This is a genomic window from Solibacillus sp. (assembly GCF_040273735.1).
GTDB lineage: Bacteria > Bacillota > Bacilli > Bacillales_A > Planococcaceae > Solibacillus.
This window is the reverse complement of sequence record NZ_JBELZM010000013.1, coordinates 110,325-133,717: the sequence shown is the minus strand read 5'-3', so window position 1 is coordinate 133,717 and position 23,393 is coordinate 110,325. Positions and strand designations below refer to the sequence as shown.

General features: G+C 40.3%; 18 protein-coding genes and 1 riboswitch. Of the genes, 1 reads left to right on the top strand and 17 read right to left on the bottom strand.

The genetic code is table 11. The annotated features are described in order from the left end of the window. Positions 1-52: 52 nt before the first annotated feature. The 7 genes from sufB to gltB all read right to left on the bottom strand — a co-directional run bounded on the left by sufB (position 53) and on the right by gltB (position 11,665). Positions 53-1,450, bottom strand: a complete 1,398-nt coding sequence (gene sufB / locus ABS917_RS13640) for a Fe-S cluster assembly protein SufB (RefSeq protein WP_079524187.1) — start codon at positions 1,448-1,450, stop codon at positions 53-55. A 70-nt stretch (positions 1,451-1,520) separates the two neighbouring features. Continuing rightward, positions 1,521-1,961 (bottom strand): Fe-S cluster assembly sulfur transfer protein SufU, encoded by a 441-nt coding sequence (gene sufU / locus ABS917_RS13635; protein ID WP_340716086.1) that lies wholly within the window; start codon positions 1,959-1,961, stop codon positions 1,521-1,523. Beyond that, a complete protein-coding gene (locus ABS917_RS13630) occupies positions 1,951-3,180 on the bottom strand; it encodes a cysteine desulfurase (RefSeq protein WP_350479498.1) in 1,230 nt (409 codons plus the stop codon). The genes sufU and ABS917_RS13630 overlap by 11 nt, the downstream gene beginning before the upstream one ends. Next, positions 3,180-4,487: a Fe-S cluster assembly protein SufD gene (gene sufD / locus ABS917_RS13625; protein ID WP_350479497.1), complete on the bottom strand. Its 1,308-nt coding sequence runs from the start codon at positions 4,485-4,487 to the stop codon at positions 3,180-3,182. Before sufD ends, ABS917_RS13630 begins: the two co-directional genes overlap by 1 nt. A gap of 18 nt (positions 4,488-4,505) precedes the next feature. Beyond that, entirely contained in the window at positions 4,506-5,285 is a 780-nt protein-coding gene (sufC, locus tag ABS917_RS13620) for a Fe-S cluster assembly ATPase SufC (protein ID WP_350479496.1), read from the bottom strand. 362 nt (positions 5,286-5,647) lie between these two features. Beyond that, the gene (gene gltD / locus ABS917_RS13615) at positions 5,648-7,129 is read right to left on the bottom strand and encodes a glutamate synthase small subunit (RefSeq protein WP_350479495.1); all 1,482 of its coding nucleotides are present in this window, start codon (positions 7,127-7,129) and stop codon (positions 5,648-5,650) included. A 15-nt stretch (positions 7,130-7,144) separates the two neighbouring features. Further along, positions 7,145-11,665, bottom strand: coding sequence for a glutamate synthase large subunit (gene gltB / locus ABS917_RS13610; RefSeq protein WP_350479494.1), 4,521 nt, complete (start codon positions 11,663-11,665; stop codon positions 7,145-7,147). Between the two features lie 118 nt (positions 11,666-11,783). Between gltB and gltC the strand changes: the two genes are divergently transcribed. Next, positions 11,784-12,686, top strand: coding sequence for a glutamate biosynthesis transcriptional regulator GltC (gltC, locus tag ABS917_RS13605; protein WP_350479493.1), 903 nt, complete (start codon positions 11,784-11,786; stop codon positions 12,684-12,686). A gap of 138 nt (positions 12,687-12,824) precedes the next feature. On the opposite strand, the gene ABS917_RS13600 is transcribed toward gltC, so the two are convergent. The 10 genes from ABS917_RS13600 to ABS917_RS13555 all read right to left on the bottom strand — a co-directional run bounded on the left by ABS917_RS13600 (position 12,825) and on the right by ABS917_RS13555 (position 23,167). Further along, positions 12,825-13,631, bottom strand: a complete 807-nt coding sequence (locus tag ABS917_RS13600) for a MetQ/NlpA family ABC transporter substrate-binding protein (protein WP_350479492.1) — start codon at positions 13,629-13,631, stop codon at positions 12,825-12,827. 153 nt (positions 13,632-13,784) lie between these two features. After that, positions 13,785-14,453 (bottom strand): methionine ABC transporter permease, encoded by a 669-nt coding sequence (locus ABS917_RS13595; RefSeq protein WP_350479491.1) that lies wholly within the window; start codon positions 14,451-14,453, stop codon positions 13,785-13,787. Then, entirely contained in the window at positions 14,446-15,474 is a 1,029-nt protein-coding gene (locus ABS917_RS13590; protein WP_350479490.1) for a methionine ABC transporter ATP-binding protein, read from the bottom strand. The genes ABS917_RS13595 and ABS917_RS13590 overlap by 8 nt, the downstream gene beginning before the upstream one ends. Before the next feature lie 146 nt (positions 15,475-15,620). Then, positions 15,621-15,723: riboswitch (SAM riboswitch) on the bottom strand. A 61-nt stretch (positions 15,724-15,784) separates the two neighbouring features. Then, positions 15,785-16,087 (bottom strand): thioredoxin family protein, encoded by a 303-nt coding sequence (locus tag ABS917_RS13585; protein ID WP_065216306.1) that lies wholly within the window; start codon positions 16,085-16,087, stop codon positions 15,785-15,787. Positions 16,088-16,094: 7 nt separating this feature from the next. Then, the gene (locus tag ABS917_RS13580; RefSeq protein ID WP_350479489.1) at positions 16,095-16,421 is read right to left on the bottom strand and encodes a toprim domain-containing protein; all 327 of its coding nucleotides are present in this window, start codon (positions 16,419-16,421) and stop codon (positions 16,095-16,097) included. A gap of 89 nt (positions 16,422-16,510) precedes the next feature. Continuing rightward, the gene (gene gcvH / locus ABS917_RS13575) at positions 16,511-16,891 is read right to left on the bottom strand and encodes a glycine cleavage system protein GcvH (protein ID WP_350479488.1); all 381 of its coding nucleotides are present in this window, start codon (positions 16,889-16,891) and stop codon (positions 16,511-16,513) included. A gap of 80 nt (positions 16,892-16,971) precedes the next feature. Continuing rightward, entirely contained in the window at positions 16,972-17,328 is a 357-nt protein-coding gene (locus ABS917_RS13570) for an arsenate reductase family protein (protein WP_008408689.1), read from the bottom strand. Between the two features lie 324 nt (positions 17,329-17,652). Further along, positions 17,653-19,437 (bottom strand): acyl-CoA dehydrogenase family protein, encoded by a 1,785-nt coding sequence (locus ABS917_RS13565; RefSeq protein WP_350479487.1) that lies wholly within the window; start codon positions 19,435-19,437, stop codon positions 17,653-17,655. Between the two features lie 49 nt (positions 19,438-19,486). Further along, positions 19,487-20,659: an acetyl-CoA C-acetyltransferase gene (locus ABS917_RS13560; RefSeq protein ID WP_350479486.1), complete on the bottom strand. Its 1,173-nt coding sequence runs from the start codon at positions 20,657-20,659 to the stop codon at positions 19,487-19,489. Between the two features lie 123 nt (positions 20,660-20,782). Then, the gene (locus ABS917_RS13555; RefSeq protein ID WP_350479485.1) at positions 20,783-23,167 is read right to left on the bottom strand and encodes a 3-hydroxyacyl-CoA dehydrogenase/enoyl-CoA hydratase family protein; all 2,385 of its coding nucleotides are present in this window, start codon (positions 23,165-23,167) and stop codon (positions 20,783-20,785) included. Positions 23,168-23,393 lie beyond the last annotated feature (226 nt).

Here is a 23,393-nt window from a genome sequence, read left to right as displayed (position 1 = left end):
CATAAAAAAGCACCTGTCTCCAATAAATTGGAGACAAGTGCCTGGATAAAAATTATCCGATAGAACCTTCCATCTCGAACTTGATCAGACGGTTCATTTCTACTGCGTATTCCATTGGTAATTCTTTTGTGAATGGCTCGATGAAGCCCATTACGATCATTTCTGTCGCTTCTTCTTCAGAAACACCACGGCTCATTAAGTAGAACAATTGCTCTTCAGATACTTTTGAAACTTTCGCTTCGTGCTCTAAAGATACGTTATCATTTAAGATTTCGTTGTATGGAATTGTATCAGAAGTAGATTCGTTATCCATGATTAATGTGTCACACTCGATGTTTGAACGTGCACCTTTAGCATTTTTACCGAATTTCACTTGACCAAGATACGTAACTTTACCACCTTGCTTAGCAATCGATTTTGAAACGATTGTTGAAGATGTGTTTGGTGCTAAGTGAATCATTTTTGCACCAGCGTGTTGGTGTTGACCTTTACCTGCAATGGCAATTGATAATGTCATACCACGTGCGCCTTCACCTTTAAGGATACAAGCAGGGTATTTCATTGTTAATTTTGAACCGATGTTTCCGTCGATCCATTCCATTGTACCGTTTTCTTCAACAACTGTACGTTTTGTAACAAGGTTATATACGTTGTTCGCCCAGTTTTGAATCGTTGTATAACGGCAGTAAGCGTTCTTTTTAACGATGATTTCTACTACAGCCGAGTGTAGAGAGTTTGTTGTGTAAACAGGCGCTGTACAACCTTCTACGTAGTGTACAGATGCATCTTCGTCTACGATGATTAGCGTACGTTCGAATTGACCCATGTTTTCAGAGTTAATACGGAAGTATGCTTGTAATGGTGTGTCTAATTTAACGCCTTTAGGCATATAAATAAATGAACCACCAGACCAAACTGCAGAGTTTAATGCTGCGAATTTGTTATCTGTATATGGGATTACTGTACCCCAGTGTTTTTTGAAGATTTCTTCGTTTTCTTTTAATGCCGAATCAGTATCTTTGAAGACAATGCCTAAATCTGTTAGGTCTTGTTTCATGTTGTGGTAAACTACTTCAGATTCATACTGAGCAGATACACCTGCAAGATATTTTTGTTCAGCTTCCGGGATACCTAATTTATCAAATGTTGCCTTGATTTCTTCAGGTACTTCATCCCAAGAACGTTCAGTTGCTTCAGATGGTTTTACGTAATACGTAATTTCATCGAAGTTTAATGACGCTAGGTCACCGCCCCATTGAGGCATTGGCATTTCATAGAATTTTTCAAGAGCTTTTAAGCGGTAGTCAAGCATCCACTGCGGCTCTTCCTTCATACTTGAGATTTCACGAACGATATCTGCTGTAAGTCCACGTTCAGAACGGAATATTGATACGTCCTTATCATGGAAGCCATACTTGTAATCGCCGATTTCAGGCATTTTTTTAGCCATGTTGTCTCCTCCGTTCATCTAATGAGAAGTGCTAAAATGTGCATAAAACACACTTTAGCCTTACTACTTTTTATTTCTTTTCGTTGTTTACGCCTTTTTCCATCGCTTTCCAAGCTAATGTAGCGCATTTAATACGTGCCGGGAATTTTGCTACACCTTGCAGCGCTTCGACATCCCCAAGGTCGTACTTTTCATCGTCAAAATCTTCGCCCAGCATCATTTTCGAGAAAATATCAGCCAGTTCCAAAGCTTCGTCCAATTTTTTGCCTTTAACGATTTGAGTCATCATTGATGCGGAAGACATGGAGATTGAACAGCCTTCCCCATCGAACTTCGCATCTTCCACGACATCATCGTTCAGCTTCAATGTTAAATGGATACGATCACCGCAAGTAGGGTTATTCATATCGATTGTCACACTGTTTTCTTCAAGAGACCCTTTGTTACGAGGGTTTTTATAGTGGTCCATAATTACGGAACGATAAAGTTGATCTAAATTATTAAAAGACATCGCCAAAATACTCCTTCGCTGAGCGCAATCCTGCAACCAAACGATCAACATCTTCTTCATCATTGTACATGTAGAAGCTTGCTCGTGCTGTTGCTGATACTTGAAGCCATTTCATTAAAGGTTGGGCGCAATGATGTCCTGCACGAACAGCGATTCCACTCATATCCAATACTGTCGCCACATCATGTGGATGTACGTCATCTAGATTGAATGTAACGAGTCCGCATCGTCTCATCGGGTCACGTGGTCCGAAAATCTGTAGACCATCAATCGTTTCCAATTGATCCATTGCATAACCTGCCAGCTTATGTTCGTGGGCTGCAATATTGTCTAAACCGATTTCCTCTAAAAAGTCGATTGCAGCACCTAAGCCAATTGCACTTGCAATGATCGGCGTACCACCCTCGAATTTCCACGGCAACTCTTTCCATGTTGATTCATATAAACCTACGAAATCAATCATTTCTCCGCCAAACTCTACTGGTTCCATTTCTTCAAGAAGCGCCTTTTTACCATATAGTACCCCAATTCCAGTTGGTGCACACATTTTATGTCCTGAAAATGCTGCGAAATCAACATCCAAATCTTGAACGTCTACCTTCAAATGCGGTGCTGCCTGAGCTAAATCGGCAACAACTACCGCGCCATTTGAATGGGCAATTTGTGCAACTTCTTTAATAGGATTGATCGTACCTAATACGTTGGAAACATACATCATAGAAACAATTTTCGTTTTTGGCGTAATTGTCTCACGTACTTTTTCCAATGAAATTGTACCGTCTGCTTCAAGGTCGATATATTTCAATACCGCCCCTTTTTCTTTTGCAAGCTGTTGCCATGGAATAATGTTCGAATGGTGTTCCATGTACGTAATGACAATTTCATCACCTTCTTGTACATTTTGACGACCATAGCCTGAAGCAACCGTATTAAGTGCTGTTGTTGTACCACGAGTGAAAATCACTTCTTGTGTTGAACTGGCATTAATGAATTTACGGACTTTTTCACGCGCACCTTCATAGGAATCCGTTGCACGGTTACCAAGTGTATGGACACCTCGGTGAACGTTTGAGTTATCTAAATTATAGTAATTTGAGATTGCTTCAATAACTTGAATTGGCTTTTGAGATGTAGCCGCACTATCCAAATAAACTAACGGATGTCCATTGACTTCCTGATTTAAAATTGGAAAATAACTTTTAATATCGCTAGGTATCATTATCGAACTTTCCTTTCGATAACCTCCGTCAGCTGCTTTTTAACGCCTTCGATTGGCAATTTAGCAACAACTGGCGCAAGGAATCCGTGAATTACAAGGCGCTCTGCTTCTGCTTTAGAAATACCACGACTCATTAAGTAGTACAGTTGAGTTGGGTCAACACGTCCAACAGATGCCGCGTGTCCTGCTGTTACATCGTCTTCATCAATTAAAAGAATTGGGTTAGCGTCACCGCGTGCACCTTCAGAAAGCATCAGTACGCGAGACTCTTGTTCTGCATTTGCTTTTGTACCACCATGCATAATATGACCGATTCCGTTAAAGATTGACTGTGCAGAATCTTTCATTACACCGTGTTTTAAAATTTGACCGTCGGAATTTTTACCCCATTGACGGATTAATGTTGTGAAGTTAAGTTTTTGATCTCCGCTACCTACAGTTACCATTTTGAAGTCTGAAGTAGAGTTATCGCCAATTAAGTTAGTTGTATTTTCATAAATTGTATCTGAGTTTGTCATTAAACCTAATGCCCAGTCAATTTTTGCATCGCGTTCAGCATGTCCACGGCGGTTTACATAAGCAGTATAGCCATGAGCCAAGTTGTCTACTGCACCGAATGTTACTTGTGCATTATCTTTTGCGATTACTTCTGTTACAACGTTTACTTGACCATGTGCTTCATCAAATGTAGAAATGTAAGTTTCAACATAAGTTACAGCCGAAGATTCTTCTGCTACTACTAACACGTGGTTGAATAATGAAGCTTCTGCATCGTCATTTAAAAATACAACTTGAAGAGGTGCTTCAATTACAACGTTGCGTGGTACGTAAACGAAAATACCGCCGTTTACTAGTGCTGCATGGTAAGCAGTTAATTTATGCTCGTCCACTTTTACAGCTGTCGTCATAAAGTATTTTTCTACTAAATCTTTATGATCGCGAACCGCTGTTTGAATATCCGTGAAAATTACACCTTTGTTTTTCAGTTCTTCTGAAACTTTAATGTACGCTGGTGTATTGTTGCGTTGGATATACAGGTTTTCTTGTGTTTCAATATCAACTACTGATTTCACCTCTACAGGCAGCTCTTCCAGTGAATTGAATGGAGCGCTTTCTACTGTGTGGTTCGGGAAATCAATGAAGTTCCACTTGCTAATGTTCGTTCTGTCTGGTTTTGGTAAGTCAAGCGCAGCAGCTTTTTCTATTGCGCTCACACGGAAATCAGCAAATGTTGCTGGTTCAGCATGTTTTTGCGAGAACGAGCGTACTTCTTCTGCTGATAACGCTAATTTTGTTTCAACCGTCATCTTCGTCGTCCTCCTTAATTATGCTTCTGTTACTTCTTCAGTATCTTCAATGCCTAATTCAGCTTTAATCCACTCATAACCTTCTGCTTCCAAGCGTTGTGCTAATTCAGCACCACCTGATTTTACAACTTTACCTTGCATCATTACGTGAACATAGTCAGGTGTGATGTAGTTCAATAAACGTTGGTAGTGAGTGATCATTAAGCAGCCGAATCCTTCGCCGCGCATTTCGTTAATACCTTTTGAAACTACTTTTAATGCATCGATATCTAAACCAGAATCGATTTCATCTAAAATCCCGAATGTTGGTTTGATCATCATCATTTGTAGAATTTCGTTACGCTTTTTCTCACCGCCAGAGAAACCTTCGTTTAAGTAACGTTGAGACATTTCTTCAGGCATTTCCAGGAATTCCATTGTTTTATCTAATTCACGGATGAATTTCATTAATGAGATTTCTTGTCCTTCTTCACGACGAGCGTTAATAGCTGAACGTAAGAAGTCCGCGTTTGTTACACCAGGAATTTCTGATGGGTATTGCATAGCAAGGAATAAACCAGCTTGTGCACGCTCATCTACTTCCATTTCTAATACATTTTCACCATCAAGGTAGATTTCGCCTGATGTTACTTCATATTTTGGGTGACCCATAATTGCAGAAGCTAATGTCGATTTACCAGTACCGTTAGGACCCATGATCGCATGTACTTCGTTTGTATTGATAGTTAGATTTACACCTTTTAAAATCTCTTTTCCGTCGATTTCAACGTGAAGATCTTTAATTTCTAATGTTGACATTAAATTACCTCCAAATATTCATTTGCATACTTTCTGTACGCCAAATTAAGTTCATTACCAATCTTACCCGAAATGAATGTTGGTTGCAAATAGTTTAGAATGATTTTAATTAAAAAATATCTATCATTCTTGTAAAACGCTTTACGGCAGTTTATTTCTACTATTTAAATAGTAATAATTCAGCTTTTCATTTTTTCAATAGCAATCCTTTAATTGAGAATCAATTTCACTTATTCAAATGAATGATACTATATTTCCCCAAAAAATATTTAAAGTTGGTACATAACTTAAAAACGCCATTTTTCTCCAGGAGAAAAATGACGTTTTTGGGTGTGTATAAAATATCCGTTCTTACTATCCTATTAACTTTTCACTAACATTTCATTTAAATAATAATGAACACTTGCGGCAACTCCGCGTCCTTCCTTTATTGCCCAAACGACAAGGCTTTGGCCTCGGCGTGCGTCACCGGCAGCAAAAACGCCCGGGATATTTGTTTCGTAGTCTTTGATTGATGCACGGATGCGGTTATTCGTTAGTTCTACTTCGAAATGTTCTGGTGTTTCTTTTTCGGCACCTTCAAAGCCGATTGCCACAAATACATGCTGTGCCGGCCATACTTTCTCAGTACCAGGCAACTCTTTAAAGTAGTGGAAGCCATCCTCGCCAAGAATCTTTTCCATTTGAATTGTGTGAAGTGCTTTTACATTACCATTGCTGTCTCTTTCTATTTTCGTAGTTTGGATACAATATTCCCGTGGATCACGGCCAAATTTCGCATCAGCTTCGGCATAAGCATAATCCATTGTGTAAATGTTAGGATCTTTTGGCCACATCGTTTCATCTGTACGAGTTGTTGCTTGTTGCGGATGTTTACCAAATTGGTATACAGAACGGCATTTTTGGCGGAGTGCTGTAGCTACACAGTCAGCCCCTGTATCACCGCCACCAATCACAATAACATCTTTACCTTCAACATTTAACGCCTGATTATCTGTAAAATCAGAATCCAGCAGGCTTTTCGTAACATCCGTTAAATAATCCATCGCTAAATGAATATTGCCTGCATCGCTTCCTTCTAAGTGAAGCATCCTTTGTTTTTGTGCTCCCGTACATAAAATTACAGCATCAAAATCAGCTTGTAATTGCTCCTTCGTTATATCTTTTCCGATTTCTGTGTTCGCAACGAAGTCGATTCCTTCTAATGATAATAAATGGACACGACGTTCAATCACATCTTTTTCAAGCTTCATATTCGGGATTCCGTACATTAATAATCCGCCAAATCGGTCAGAACGTTCGAACACCGTTACGGAATGGCCGAGCTGGTTCAGTTGATCTGCTGCCGCTAAGCCTGCAGGACCTGAGCCGACTATCGCGACTTTATAGCCAGTTCGCGATGCCGGGATACGCGGTGTGATCCAGCCATTTTCAAATCCTTTATCAATGATCGTACGTTCAATCGATTTAATCGCGACAGAAGGATCCGTAATGGCAAGTGTACAAGAACCTTCACATGGAGCAGGACAGACACGGCCGGTAAATTCAGGGAAATTATTCGTCATATGCAAACGTTCCAACGCTTCCTGCCATTTCCCTTTATATACTAAGTCATTCCATTCAGGGATGACATTTTGAATCGGACATCCTGCTGCAGTACCGCGAATTTCAATTCCCATATGGCAAAATGGCGTTCCACAATCCATACAGCGTGCACCTTGTGTCTGTAATTTTTCATCAGATAGCCTGCTTGTATATTCACCCCAATTTGAAAGACGCTCTAGTGGTCGTTGCTCCTGAACTTTCTCCCGTTTAAATTCCATAAAACCCGTTGCTTTTCCCATGCTAGAAACCCCCTCTTATTTTGTGCTCACAAGCTTCTTCTGACTAGTCGTCACTTCCGTAAATGCCTGCATTGCTGCATCGTCCTTTGTAGAACCGGTTGCAGTGTAGTGGTTTATTTTATCTACCATTATTTTATAATCCGTTGGCACAACTTTAACGAACTTCGGAACAAACTGATCCCACTTCGCTAACACATCCAATGCGTAGGAACTATCCGTTTCTTCCAAATGCTGAATAATTAATTGGCGAACAGACTCAATCTCCGCTTTGCCTGTCAGTTTTTCAAAATGGATCATTTCCATATTGCATTGTGCTTTGAACTTCTTCTCGTCACTCGGCAGAATATAGCCGATTCCTCCGGACATTCCGGCACCAAAGTTTTGACCGACATCCCCTAATATAACGATCTTCCCGCCTGTCATATACTCACAGCCGTGATCTCCAATTCCTTCAACAACAATTTCAGCACCAGAATTACGAACACCGAATCGATGCCCTGCACGCCCGTTAATAAAGGCTTTACCGCTCGTCGCGCCGTATAAACAGACATTTCCGGCGATAACGTTTTTCTCCTGTTCGCCTTTAATCGGTGCAATGGCTGTCACTTTCCCTCCTGACAAACCTTTGCCGAAGTAATCATTAACATCTCCAACAACGCGCATTGACATTCCTCTTGGAATAAACGCGCCAAAGCTTTGACCAGCATGCCCAGTAAACGTTAAGTTGATTGTATTATCAGGTAAGCCTGCTTCCCCGTATTTGCGGGAAATCTCACTGCCGACAATTGTTCCAATTACCCGGTCTGTATTTTTAATCGGATAATTTAATTCAATTCGTTCATTTCCTTCGATTGCTTTTGAAACTTGCGGCAATAATTCGCGTAAATCAAAGCTTCCCTCAATATTATGATTTTGCTGATGCTGCTTCGTGCGTGTTCCTTGGATTTGATGAAGCAGTGCCGTTAAATCTAGCTGGCTTGCTTTCCAATGTTTTGATGTGCGATCTGAAATTTGCAGTACATCTGTACGACCGACCATTTCTTCAACAGTACGGAATCCTAAAATACTCATATATTCACGCATTTCTTCCGCAACAAAACGCATATAATTGACAACATGATCAGCTGACCCCATAAATTTAGCACGAAGTTCCGGATTTTGTGTTGCTACGCCTACAGGACAAGTATCCAAATGACAGGCACGCATCATGACACAGCCTAAAACGATTAACGGTGCAGTTGCAAAACCAAATTCCTCTGCTCCTAATAGTGCTGCCATTACGACATCTTTCCCCGTCATGAGCTTGCCGTCCGTTTCCAGTGTCACTCGGTCACGCAGTCCATTGAGCATCAATGTTTGGTGCGCTTCAGCTAAACCGAGCTCCCACGGTAAGCCTGTATGCTTAATCGATGTTTTCGGCGATGCCCCTGTACCGCCGTCATAGCCAGAAATGACAATGACATCTGCTGCCCCTTTAGCAACACCTGCAGCAATTGTACCAACACCAGCTTTAGCAACGAGCTTTACGGAAATTCTTGCATGACGGTTTGCATTTTTCAAATCGTGAATTAACTGTGCCATATCCTCGATTGAGTAAATATCGTGATGCGGCGGCGGTGAAATTAACCCTACCCCAGGAGTGGAGCCACGTACATCCGCTACCCACGGATATACTTTATTACCTGGCAGCTGACCGCCTTCCCCCGGTTTCGCTCCTTGCGCCATTTTAATTTGCAGCTCATCCGCATTCACTAAATAATGCGATTTCACCCCAAAACGCCCTGAAGCAATTTGTTTAATTGCACTGCGCTTGTTGTCACCATTCAGTTCGATTGTAAATCGGCCCGGATCTTCCCCACCCTCACCAGAGTTCGAACGAGCACCTAGACGGTTCATCGCTACCGCTAAAGTTTCGTGCGCTTCTTTCGATAACGAACCAAACGACATAGCCCCTGATTTGAAACGTTGCACGATGGAATCCACTGACTCGATTTCTTCCATCGGGATTCGACGTTCATTCTTTTTAAAGTCGAATAAATTACGTAAAAATCCGATTCGTTCTTCATTGGCCATTTCTGCATACATCCGGTACAAACCAAAATCATTTTTACGTGTAGCCCACTGGAGTGTATGGATTGTTTTCGGATTGAACGCATGGTGCTCTCCGTCTGCACGCCATTGGAAATCTGAACCTGATTGCAGTTGTGCTGACATCGATTGCATTGCTTCCTCATGGCGGCGTCTTGCTTCTTCACCGATTGTTTGTAAGTCAATGCCGTCAATTTGCGAAGCCGTACCTGTGAAATATTCATCAATCACTTCTTTTGAAATTCCGACTGCCTCAAATACTTGGGCCCCTCGATATGATTGGACTGTTGAAATCCCCATCTTCGACATTACTTTTACAACACCGTCTGCTGCACCCTTCCGGAATTTTTGAATTGCATTTTCGAACGGTACGGATAAATGACCTTTTTCAATTGCCTCATGAATCGTTGCATACGCTAAGTACGGGTGAATGGCATCAACACCGAAGCCGATTAGTGCAACAAAATGATGAACTTCCCTTACTTCCGCACTGTTAACGATAATGCTTGCCTTCGTACGTAAACCGATTCGTACTAAATATTGATGGATTGTACTCGCTGCCAGAAGAACAGGCATCGTTAGCTGTTTAGCGTCATCCATATAGTCAGACAGTACAATGATTGTCTTGCCTCCAAAGATAGCTGCTTCTGCTTCTGTTTTGATTCGGTTAAGTTCACTTTCTAAATTTTCCGTAAATTTCAGTGAAATTTCCGCTACTTCAAAATGGTCTTCGTTATTGTTAACGACCTGCTCATATTCTGCTGTCGTTAATACCGGCGTTTTCAGCAAAAGGCGACGTGCATTTTGCGCATTTGGCTGCAATAAATCACCTTCCGCTCCAAGCAATGTCATTGTCGATGTCACGACATGTTCACGAATGGAATCAATCGGCGGGTTTGTCACTTGTGCAAATAGCTGCTTAAAGTAATTAAATAATGATTGCGGTCTATCTGACAGAACAGCTAATGGTGTATCATTCCCCATCGAACCAAGCGGATCTTTGCCTTCATTCGCAAGAGGTACAATATATTTTTGTACGTCTTCAAATGTGTAGCCGTGAATTTTCTGGCGTAATGTAAGATCATTTATTTCAGGTAACTGCTCATATTTCGCTTCAAGTTTGATCATATTTTGTTCCAGCCATGCTGCATAAGGTTTTTCTGCCGCCGCTTCGGATTTCAGCTCCGCATCCGAAATAATTTCCCCTTGTTCTAAATCGATTAACAGCATGCGGCTTGGGCTTAATCGGTCTTTATAAAGAATGTCTTCCTCAGCGTAATCGACAACCCCTGTTTCGGATGAGAAAATTACATGATCGTCTTTTGTCACATAAAGTCTTCCTGGTCGCAAGCCGTTACGGTCTAGAATCGCCCCGATCTGTTTACCGTCCGTGAAACAAATAGCAGTCGGTCCATCCCAAGGCTCCATTAAGCTTGCATGATATTGATAAAACGCTTTTCGATCTTCATCAATGCGCGGATTTTCCGTCCATGGCTCCGGAATCATCATCATCGCTGTCTCTGCAGGTGAGCGTCCAGCCAATACAAAAAATTCAAATGCGTTATCAAGCATTGAAGAATCAGAACCTGTAGTATCAATAATCGGTAAAAGTTTCTCAAGGTCATCCCCAAACGCTTCAGATACAAACTGTTGCTCACGTGCACGCATCCAGTTAATATTGCCGCGCAATGTGTTAATCTCACCATTATGGATAATATAGCGGTTTGGATGGGCCCGTTTCCATGATGGGAACGTATTCGTCGAGTAACGTGAATGCACGAGTGCCAATGCGGATACAAAGCTTTCGTCCTGCAGATCCACATAAAATTCGCTTACTTCTTCTGGTGATAGCAAACCTTTAAAAACTATCGTCTGACTTGAAAGACTTGGAATATACAGTTCGAATAGCTGCTCCGTTGCCCAATGTTCAAGCTGTTTGCGGATGACATACAGTTTTCGTTCGAACGCCTTATTGTCGTTTTCGTTTGAACGAATAAATACTTGGCGAACAACCGGTGCAGTCGATTTAGCAATCTCACTTAAATTTTCCTTATTTGTCGGAGCGGTTCTCCATCCGATCAGTTGCTGATTTTCCTGTTCGATAAATTCGTTCATCTTTTGTTCAATTTTTAGGCGTTCGTTTTCATTCTCTGTGAAAAAAATTTGACCAACACCATACTCACCCATTTCAGGTAAATTCAGTTCCGTACAATTTTGTTGAAAGAAAGCATGTGGGATTTGAACTAACAGCCCTGCCCCATCACCTGTCTTGCCGTCCCCGCCGCGTCCTGCACGGTGTTCTAAGCGACATAACATTTCCAATCCTTTTTTTACAATCTGATGTGAAGGTATTCCTTTTATATTTGCATACATGCCGATACCGCATGCGTCATGTTCAAATTCAGGATTATATAACCCTTGTGCTTCTGGTAACTGATGAAAACTCATATTCATTCCCCCTCATTCTTTCAATCCCGTATTTACATTTTAAAGTTTTCGAAATAATATAAACAATATATAGTTTGGATATAAACAATCTACTTTTTAGATGAATGGGGTGGAAAATGTGGAATTAAGACAGTTACGTTACTTTGTAGAGGTGGCAGAACGAGAGCATATTTCTGAAGCAGCGGAGCATTTACACGTTGCCCAGTCTGCAATCAGCAGGCAAATTGCCAACCTGGAAGAAGAACTCGGCACACCGCTTTTTGAACGAATTGGGCGTAACGTAAAGTTGACGCCGGTCGGGAAGATTTTTTTGGAACATTGTATTACCGCACTCAAGGGAATTGATTTTGCTGCAAAGCAGGTAGAAGAATTTTTAGACCCGGCAAAAGGGACAATTAAAATAGGTTTTCCTACAAGTTTGGCAAGCTATGTATTGCCGACCGTCATTTCGGCCTTTAAAAAAGAATACCCGGAAATTTCTTTCCATCTACGCCAGGGCTCATATAAATATTTGATTGATGCAGTTAAAAATCGTGAGCTGAATTTAGCTTTGCTTGGACCATTACCACCAAAAGACGAAGCAATCAATACGACCGTGCTTTTCAGCGAAAATATCCATGCTTTGTTGCCCGCAACACATCCACTAGCAAAAAATGAGTCGATTAACCTTGTCGATTTGCGTCAAGACCAATTTGTACTTTTTCCGGAAGGCTATATTTTAAATAAAGTGGCTGTTGATGCATGCCGCTCTGTAGGCTTCATGCCGAATATTACTTCCGAGGGAGAAGATATGGATGCTTTAAAAGGGCTTGTGGCAGCAGGAATCGGTGTGACACTTTTACCGGAAAGTTCACTCTATGATTCTACTCCGCGCATGACCGTCAAAGTGCCGATTGCCATCCCTAATATAAGACGCACAGTTGGCATCATTGCACCAACATCAAGAGATCTTGCCCCATCCGAAGAAGTATTCGTTAAATTCATATCCAATTTTTATTCACGATTAACACGATTCCAATAAAAGACTTGGACAGAAATAGAAATTTCATTGGGTAAGAAGAGAAATTCCTTATTTAATAAAAGGATATTTTAGGTCCAGAAAAAAACCATTTTCTCCCCCGAAGAGAGAAAATGGTTTTATTGGATTAGTAGACCTATTTTACTCGCCTGAAACAGGTACTACAGAGCCGCCCCACTCTTCAAGGATAAAGTCTTGAATTTCTTTTGAGCGTAATGCATCAACTAATGCTTTAATTTCTTTTGAATCTTCATCGCCAGATTTTACTGCAATAATGTTTACATATGGTGATTCGCTAGACTCGATTGCGATTGAATCTTCCAATGGGTTAATGCCGTTATCGATTGCGAAGTTTGAGTTGATCAATACCGCATCGCCTTCTTCATTTTCGTACATTTGCACTAATAATTCAGCTGCTGTGTCTGCATCGAATACGAAGTTTTTCGGATTATCTACGATGTCCTTTGTTTCTGCTTTTGTTTTATCAATACCTTCTGCTAATGTGATTAAACCTTGTGCTTCAAGTAATGAAAGCATACGGCCGTGGTCTGCTACTGAGTTAGAAAGTAAAATTGTTGCACCTTCAGGAAGCTCTTCTAAAGATGAATATTTTTTAGAGTAAATACCGATTGGCTCGATATGAATACCGCCAGCATTTGCAAAGTCATAATCGAAATCTGCTTTTTGTGCTTCGAAGTATGGAATGTGCTGGAAGTAGTTTGCATCTAAATCACCGTTTTCTAAATCTTGGTTTGGAAGTACGTAATCCGTATAAGATTCGATTTCCAGCTCAATACCTTGTTCCTCTAAAATTGGTTTAACTTTTTCAAGGATTACTGCGTGTGGTGTATTTGATGCACCAACTACTAATTTCTCATCTTCGCCGCCACATGCCGCTAAAGCTAGTACTGAAGCTCCTAAAATAACACTTGATAATAATTTCTTCATTTGTTTTACCTACCCTTTTTTTAGTTTGTTCAGTTTATCGAAACAATTTTTATATTCTGATTATTCATCTTGTAGACGCGCACTTTTTTAAAGTTTGCGTCCACATTGTTTCGATGCACCAATATTTATAATTACGGCCTTATTAGCCACTAACTATCGTTTGTCCACTCTTGCTGTAATGAAATCCCCAATATACTGGATGATGAATACGACAACTAAAATTAAAACTGTTGCCATTAATGTCACATCTGTCCTGTTACGCTGGAAACCGTCAAGGAATGCCAGGTTTCCTAAACCACCAGCACCGATAATGCCGGCCATTGCTGTATATCCTACTAACGCGACAGCTGTAACAGTAATACCAGAAATTAATGCCGGTAAGCTTTCCGGAATCAGCACTTTCCAAATAATCGTAGAAGTTTTCGCTCCCATTGAGCGTGCCGCTTCAATGACACCTTTATCAATTTCTCTTAATGCTATTAATACCATGCGCGCATAAAATGGTGCTGCCCCAATAATTAGCGCAGGTAATGCTGCATTGGCGCCACGGATTGTTCCAAGTAAAAACTTTGTGAACGGAATTAATAAAATGATTAAGACGATAAAGGGAATCGACCGGAAAATATTTACGAGTGATCCTGTCAAAAAGTGTACAATTTTATTTGCCCATAATTGATTGTCGCTCGTTAAAAATAAGACAATACCAATTAAAAGTCCCAGTATAAATGTGATGACTGTCGCAACAGCCGTCATATACATTGTTTCATATGTTGCTTCGAGCATTTTACCCCAATCTACGTTCGGAAATAATTGATTAAACATGCTCAATCACCTCCGCCTGAATTTCTTGCTTCGCTAAAAAGCTCAATGCTTCCGCGACTGCTTTCGGCTCGCCATCGATATGAATAAACAATGTACCGAACGAACCGCCCGTTGTATTTGAGATTTTGCCATGCACTATATTTACAACTACGTCAAATTGCTTAATCATTTGTGAGATGACAGGCTGTTCTGTCGTTGCCGCAGCAAAAGTTAATTTAGCGATTTTGCCTTCTGGATAATTAGCTAAAATCTGTTCCAGTGATGCTTGTGTTTCCTGTGTCTCCCCAGAAGCTTGCGATACGAAGTTCTTCGTAATCGGTGCTTGTGGATGCTGGAATACTTGTAATACATCTCCCTGTTCCACTACTTTTCCGGCTTCCATAACAGCTACTCTGTTACAGATTTTACGGATAACATGCATTTCATGTGTAATGAGTACAATTGTAAGTCCGATGTGTTGATTAATATCAAGCAGCAGTTCCAAAATCGAATCTGTTGTTTCAGGATCAAGTGCTGAAGTCGCTTCATCACATAAAAGCACTTCCGGATTGTTTGCCAACGCACGGGCAATGCCAACACGCTGCTTTTGGCCGCCTGAAAGTTGAGAAGGATACGCTTTCCCTCTTCCTTTTAAACCAACAAGTTCAATTAGCTCTTCTACTCGTTTTTCACGATCAGCTTTTGAAACACCTGCTATTTCAAGTGGAAATGCGATGTTTTCTTCAACTGTACGTGACCAAAGTAAATTGAAGTGCTGGAAAATCATACTTATTTTTTGACGTGCTTCTCGTAGTTTTGCCCCGGAAGCTTTTGCAATATCCTGACCGCCTACTATGACAGAGCCTGTCGTTGGCTTTTCCAAACCGTTCAATAGGCGAATCATTGTACTTTTACCGGCACCACTGTAGCCGATAATACCGTATATTTCTCCTTTGTTAATCGATAGACTTACATTATCAACTGCTGTAAGTTTACCGTTTTTCGTGTTATACACTTTTGTAATATTTTGTATATCAATCATCGGTTGTACTCCTTCTAAATTGAAATAACCTTCCTGCTATTTCAATATCATCTTCTTTTTTTCATTCAAAACCTCCGCTGAATGAAAAAAACCTTTCTACCAAGACAAGTAGAAAGGTTTCACATACATTTATACGGTAAACCGTTCTCTCATCTTTCAAAGTTTACACTTTGTGTGAATTGGCACCTTTGCGAAATCGCTGGTTGCCGGGCTTCATAGGGCACTTCCCTCCACCTCTCTTTATAAGAGTAACGTTATTAAGTTTTATTATTATGAATGTTACTTTATCACGACAAAGTGACTACGTCAATTACTTTTTTAATATTTCATACAAAAACGGTACGGATTTAAATGCATAAATTTTATTCGTTAGTTCCCCGTTGTCTGAAACGATTAAACAAGGTACACTTTCAATTTTCAATTCATAAGGCAAATCCCCTAAATAATTGATATTTGCCATACCAAGCGGGAGATCTGGTAGTAATTTCTCAATGACTTCCAACATTTTTTCCGATACTTCACAAGTGCCGCACATAGGCGTATATAAGAAAAACGCTGTCTGATCATATTGTTGTACGTTCTGTTCCCACTGCTGTTTCGTCCATTGTTCCATTATACTGTCATCCTTCTTTTACTAAAAATTTTGCCTGTAGTAAAATATCCTTTAAGATTTTAGTAGGTGTTTTTTCTACTTCTACATATTCGTGAGGTATGATAAGCTGTGTCGCTTCGGGATATGCACGGTTCATCAGTTTACGTAACTTTTCACCGTTTTTATCTGCATCAAACATCGTGATAATTTCATCTTGCTCATATTCTTCCAATAAATCAATCAAATTGACTTCGCTTATTGTGCCATTTGTACAAATAATCGTCACATCCTCAGCTAATATCGGGAGTAATCTCAATTTATCGGCACGTCCTTCGACAACAAGGCATTTTCCCATACGTACACGCTTCCTTTCAAAGTCACCTTTATGTATAGAATAACAAAAAAACACTAAAACCTTTAATTAGAAGGCTTTAGTGTTCCAGATTATTGTTCGATTAAAGCAGTGTAAGCATCTGCGTCTAATAATTCTTCAACTTCCGCTTCACTTGTTAACTCAACAGTAACCATCCATGCATTTCCGTATGGAGATTCATTTACGAATTCCGGATTGTCCAGTAATTCTTCGTTGATTGCAACTACTTTACCCGAAAGTGGTGCATATAGTTCAGAAACTGTTTTAACAGATTCTACACTACCGAAAGGCTGATCCTTTGAAATTTCATCGCCTACTTCAGGTAACTCTACGAATACGATATCGCCTAATTCAGACTGTGCGAAATCTGTAATACCGATTGTCGCTTTACCGTCTTCAATTTTAACCCACTCATGCTCTTTTGAATAACGTAATTCTTTTGGTGTGCTCATTCGAAAACCTCCATGTTATATGTAGTACATTCAAGTTCATTTTGCCATATTTCGTTCGGAAATACAATGTGAATAACTGTTTATTTCCAAGTTTCTAAGAAGTCAGACTCCTTAAATCCTAAAGTTAATTTTTTTCCATCTGTTACGATCGGTCGCTTAATTAACATACCATCTGATGCCAATAGCTCTAATTGCTCATCCTCGGACATTGTCGCTAATTTATCTTTAAGACCTAATTCCCGATATTTCATACCAGACGTATTGAAGAACTTCTTTAAAGGCACTCCACTTGCTTCATAAATTGCTTTAATCTCCTCTTTAGATGGTGTCTGTTCTACGATATGAATATTTTCATAGTCCACACCTTGCTCATCTAGCCACTTTTGCGCTTTTTTACACGTTGTACATTTTGGATATTGAATGAATTTTACTGTCATGTAAGTACTCCTTTTGCCCTGGATTTTCCTATATTGTAACGGATATATAAGTACAAATCAAAAATGTGTTCGCATTATCGGAGTTTTATTGAATATGGTTTTTATTCGAAGTTGTATGAAGATATTAGAACATGCCGCATGTATTTTAGAAGAATGATTTCCCTTATTAGAACTTTGGGTGACATATTAGAAGAAAGACAGCTTATATTAGAACCTCCGAGTTATATTAGATCATTTATAAATATATTAGAACATTTTAAGTTTTATTAGAAAATCCAATAGAAAAATCGGGTGCAATGTCCTGCACCCGATTTCAGTCCTTAATTAAACTACATACTTTTCTGCTTCGATTAATTTCACTGAAGCTTCACGTTTTTTCGGAATTAAGTTGTAAGGATTGTTGCGCGTTAATTTACGTAATGCCGATAAAATCATACGTGCATCGTCGCCATCAACTGAAGCGATTAATGTTTCTTTTGCTTCTTTTTCAATTTCTGCGAATGCTTCCTGGCAGAAAATTTGAGTGTAAAGAATTTTTTGTGCTGCTTTTTGTTCTCCGTCACGCTCGATTGCTTTTTGTGTACGGATTACCGCAGATTCCATTGCATATAATTGGTTCGCAATGTTCGCGATGTTCACTAACAGCTCCTGCTCGGCATCCAGTTTTGCACCGTAGCGTTGTGCTGCTGCACCTGCTGCAAGTACTGCAATCTTCTTCGCATTTTTCACTAAATATTTTTCTTGTTCTAAAGCGCCTTGGCCGATTTCTTCAGGCATAAGCATTAATAGCTCATTTTGCAGTTCTTGTGCTACTTGTAATAGTGGTAATTCACCTTTTAACGCTTTTTTCATAAATGTGCCCGGTACGATCATACGGTTAATTTCGTTTGTACCTTCAAAAATGCGGTTAATACGAGAGTCGCGGTAAATGCGTTCTACTTCGTACTCAGCCATAAAGCCGTAACCACCGTGTAACTGAACCGCTTCATCCGCTACGAAATCCAATGTTTCTGAACCGAATACTTTTGCGATCGAGCACTCAATAGCATATTCAGCGATTGCTGCTGCGATTGATTTGCCGTCTTTTTGCTCTTCGTCAGATAACTGGCTTAAACGATCTTCGAAGTAACCAACTGTACGATAATTTAAAGATTCAGATGCATAAATGTGAGAAGCCATTGATGCGATCTTTTCTTTCGTTAAGTTAAAATCCGATAATTTTGTTTTGAATTGCTGGCGTTGATTCGTATAGGCAACTGCTAATTCAAATGCACGTTTTGATGCACCTACAGTACCTACTCCTAATTTATAACGTCCGATATTTAAAATGTTGAACGCGATAATATGACCACGACCTACTTCACCTAGCAAGTTTTCTACAGGCACTTCTGCATCTTCTAAAATTAACGTACGTGTTGAAGATGATTTAATCCCCATTTTCTTCTCTTCCGGACCTACTGAAACACCCGGGAATGAACGTTCAACGATGAATGCAGTAAATTTATCGCCATCAATTTTTGCGTATACAACGAATACATCAGCAAAGCCTGCATTTGTAATCCATTGTTTCTCACCATTTAATACGTAATGTGTGCCTGCTTCATTTAACTTAGCTGTTGTTTTAGCGCCTAATGCATCCGAACCCGAACCTGGCTCTGTTAATGCATATGCTGCGATTAATGCACCTGAAGCTAACTTCGGTAGGTACTTCGTTTTTTGCTCATGATTACCGAATAATACGATTGGTAATGAACCGATTCCTACATGGGCACCGTGAGTGATTGAGAAACCGCCAGCCGGTGACATTTTTTCTGCGATTAATGCAGAAGAAATTTTGTCTAACCCTAGGCCCTCGTATTCTTCAGGTACGTCAGCTGCTAGTAAACCTAAATCACCTGCTGTTTTCAATAGACGTACAGAATGATCGAACTCATGGTGCTCTAAGTTTTCAACTACCGGTAATACTTCGTTCGTTACGTATTCCTGTGTAGTTTGAGCAATCATCTTTTGTTCATCTGTGAAATCTTCCGGTGTAATTACTCGGTTAATATCCACGTCCTCGATTAAAAAGCCGCCACCTTTAATAATGCTGTTTGTTGTTTGTGCCATTATAAATTCCTCCCTAGTTTCCTTTGTGATTTATTATTTCCCCAGACAATTAAAGAACTTCAAATATCCCTGCTGCGCCCATTCCGCCGCCGATACACATTGTTACAACACCGTATTTACCGCCGCGGCGTTTTAATTCATTGATGAGCTTCACTGTAAGAATCGCACCTGTTGCACCTAGTGGATGACCTAATGCGATTGCCCCTCCGTTAACATTCACCTTCCCCATATCAATGCCTAGCTCACGAACTACTTGAATTGATTGTGATGCAAATGCTTCGTTAATTTCCCACAGGTCTACCTGATCTTGAGTAATTCCTGCAATTTCAAGTGCTTTAGGTACTGCTACGATTGGACCGATACCCATTACTTCCGGTGGAACTCCGCCGACAGCAAATCCTAGGAATTTTGCCAGTGGCTGCATTCCTTGTTTCTCCGCTTCTTCACGGTCCATTACAAGTACTGCTGCTGCACCGTCGGAAGTTTGAGAAGCATTTCCAGCTGTTACAGAACCTTTTACATTGAATGCTGGACGTAATTTTGCCAACGTTTCTACCGATGTACCTGGACGAACCCCTTCATCTGTATCAAAGATTGTAACTTTTTCTTTTAACTGGTTGTTTTCATCGACATAATATTCCGTTACTTCAACCGGAACGATTTCATCTTTGAATTTACCTTCTTTAATCGCTTTTTCTGCTAATTCGTGTGAACGTACTGCAAAAGCATCCTGTTCTTCTCGTGTTACATTGTAACGATTCGCTACTTCTTCAGCTGTGTGACCCATACCGATATAGTATTGTGGTGCATCTTCAGCAATTTTTGGGTTTAGACGAACTGTATTACCAGTCATCGGAATCATACTCATCGATTCTGTACCACCAGCAACGATTGCTTTTGCATGGCCAAGCATAATACGCTCTGCTGCATAGGCAATTGTTTGTAGCCCTGATGAACAGAAACGGTTAACTGTTAATGCAGGTGTTTCATCCGGTAACCCTGCCAATGCCCCGACTAAGCGGGCAACATTCATCCCTTGTTCCGCTTCTGGCATTGCACATCCCATAATTAAATCATCAACCGGACCTTCATAGCCCGCACGTTTTAATGCTTCTTTTACTACTACTGCACCAAAATCATCTGGACGAGTGTTCGCAAGTGACCCTTTTTTCGCACGTCCGATTGGTGTTCGTGCTCCTGCAACGATAACGGCTTCACGCATAATGATGTTTCCCCCTTGTGATAAGCCAGCAAGTAAACTCGTAAGCTAGTTGCCGGCAAAATATTTCAACTAATACAACGTTCTAACATAAAGTCTGTCGGTTTCTCGCGGCACGGACTTCTATTAGTTGCGTAATGGCTTTCCTTTTACGAGCATGTGCTGCATACGCATTTGTGATTTCTGATCTGCAACCAATTCTAGGAATGCTTGTTTTTCCAGGTTTAATAAGTACTCTTCTGAAACTTCTGTTCCGTATGGTACTTTTCCGCCTGCGATTACATACGCAAGTTTCTTCGCGATTTTCAAGTCATGCTCTGTAATATAGCCTGAATCGAACATTCCTTGTGCACCTAATAGCAATGTTGCATAACCTGGTGCGCCTACTACTTTCACCGGCTTTTTCACTGGTGCTGTATAGCCAGCTTCTGCAAGTGCAAGTGCTGCTTGTTTTGCATCATAGATTAAGTGATCCGGATTTACTGAAATACCATCCGCAAAGTCGAGGAAGTTATTTTCACGTGCTTCTTCACCAGAAGTCGAAACTTTTGCCATTGCAATTGTTTCGAATACTTTGTTCGCAATTTGCTGGTAGTCAACATCCACGCCATTTGGCAAGCCTTTAATGAACTTTTGGTAAAGACCTAAGTTACCGCCGCCTCCTGGGATTAAACCGACACCTACTTCTACAAGACCCATATATGTTTCAGCTGATGCTTGAATATGTGCAGCCGGTAAACAAACTTCCGCTCCGCCGCCTAACGCCATTTGGAATGGTGCCGCAACAACCGGTTTTGTTGAATATTTAATACGGCGCATCGCCTGCTGGAATGACTTTATAACAAAGTCCAGCTCGAAAATGTTATCATCTTGTGCTTCCATTAAAATCATTGCAAGGTTGGCACCGACACAGAAGTTTTTACCTTGGTTCCCGATTACGAGACCTTTAAAGTTTTTCTCAACTTCATCAATCGCATAGTTGATCATTTGAACAATGTCTAAACCGATTGCATTTGATTTTGAGTGGAATTCAAGTAATGCGATTCCGTCACCTAAATCGATTAGGCTTGCACCTGAATTCGATTTGATCACACCGTGCTTTTTCTTGTAACGTTTTAAGTCGATCGCTTTTTCGTTCACCGGCACTTTTACATATTCTGAACCGTTGTAGTAAGCTAGATCGCCATCGATTTCTGAATAGAATGTTTTCAGGCCTTTCTCTAATAATCCAGTAACGAATTCAGGAATTTCTCGGCCTTCTTCTTTCATTTTAGCTACTGACTTTTCTACGCCGATTGCATCCCACATTTCAAATGGACCTTGAGACCATCCGAAGCCCCATTTCATCGCATTGTCTATTGCAACGATGTCATCAGCAATTTCACCTACTAATTTTCCCGAGTAAATTAACGTCGGTGCAAATGAATTCCATAACAGTTCCCCAACTCGGTCATTTGCATAAATTAAAACTTTTAATTTACCTCCTGGACCTTTCGCTTGTTTTGCCATTTCCAATGATGGTGCTGCAAGTTTTTTAGTCGGCTCATATTCAAATGTTGATAGATTCAATTGCAGAATTTCTTTCCCGACTTTTTTGAAGAATCCTTGGCCCGATTTTGCGCCGATCCAACCATTTGAGATCATTTTCTTTAAAATAGGAGATTCTTCAAAGACTGCCTGTTCTTCACCGGTTGTCTGGTCATATACATTTGTTGCAACATGTGCAAAAGTATCAAGACCAACAACATCCAATGTGCGGAATGTCGCAGATTTCGGACGGCCGATTAGTGGGCCTGTTACTGAATCTACTTCACCTACTGTATAGTTACGTGCAATCATTTCGTTCATTGTCACGATTAGGCCATATGTTCCGATTCGGTTTGCGATAAAGTTCGGTGTGTCCTTTGCAATAACAACACCTTTACCTAACACATCCTCACCGAATGTTTGCATAAAGCTTACAACTTCCGGTTTTGTCGTATTAGCCGGAATGATTTCCAGTAATTTTAAATAGCGTGGCGGGTTGAAAAAATGTGTCCCAAGGAAATGCGCCTGGAAATCTTCTGAACGCCCTTCCGCCATTGCGTTAATGCTAACCCCTGATGTATTTGATGAAACGATTGTGCCTGGTTTACGTACAGCATCAATCTTTTCAAATAAGCCTTTTTTAATTTCTAATCTTTCTACAATTACTTCAATAATCCAGTCAACATCTTTCAGCTTTTCTAAATCATCGTCAAAGTTACCTGGTGTAATTAATGCTAGATTTTTTTTCGATGAAAGTGGTGCTGGTTTTTGCTTTAGTAATTTCTGCATTGCGGAAACTGCAAAACGGTTTTTCACAGGTTTTGAATCAAGTGTTAACCCCTTAGCTTCTTCTTCCTTTGTTAGTTCGCCCGGAGCGATGTCCAATAACAATGTAGGAATCCCGATATTCGCCAAATGTGCTGCAATCCCTGAACCCATTACCCCTGAACCTAAAACCGCTACTTTTTCAATTTTGTAAGACACGAGCACTTCCCCCTTCTCCCTTGAATGAACAGTCATTCATTTTGAAATCAAAAAAAAACTTCAAACAGCTTTTCTGTCCTTAGTGTAGATTATTTTGGCAATTTAAGCAATAATTTTCTCGCAATTTTAAATAAATTTATTATTCTTATATTTTTATTGCTAGAAGGTACATATATTAAGCTAAATTACTTTTCGTAAGCTGTCCTAATCGTGTACAATGGGCGTA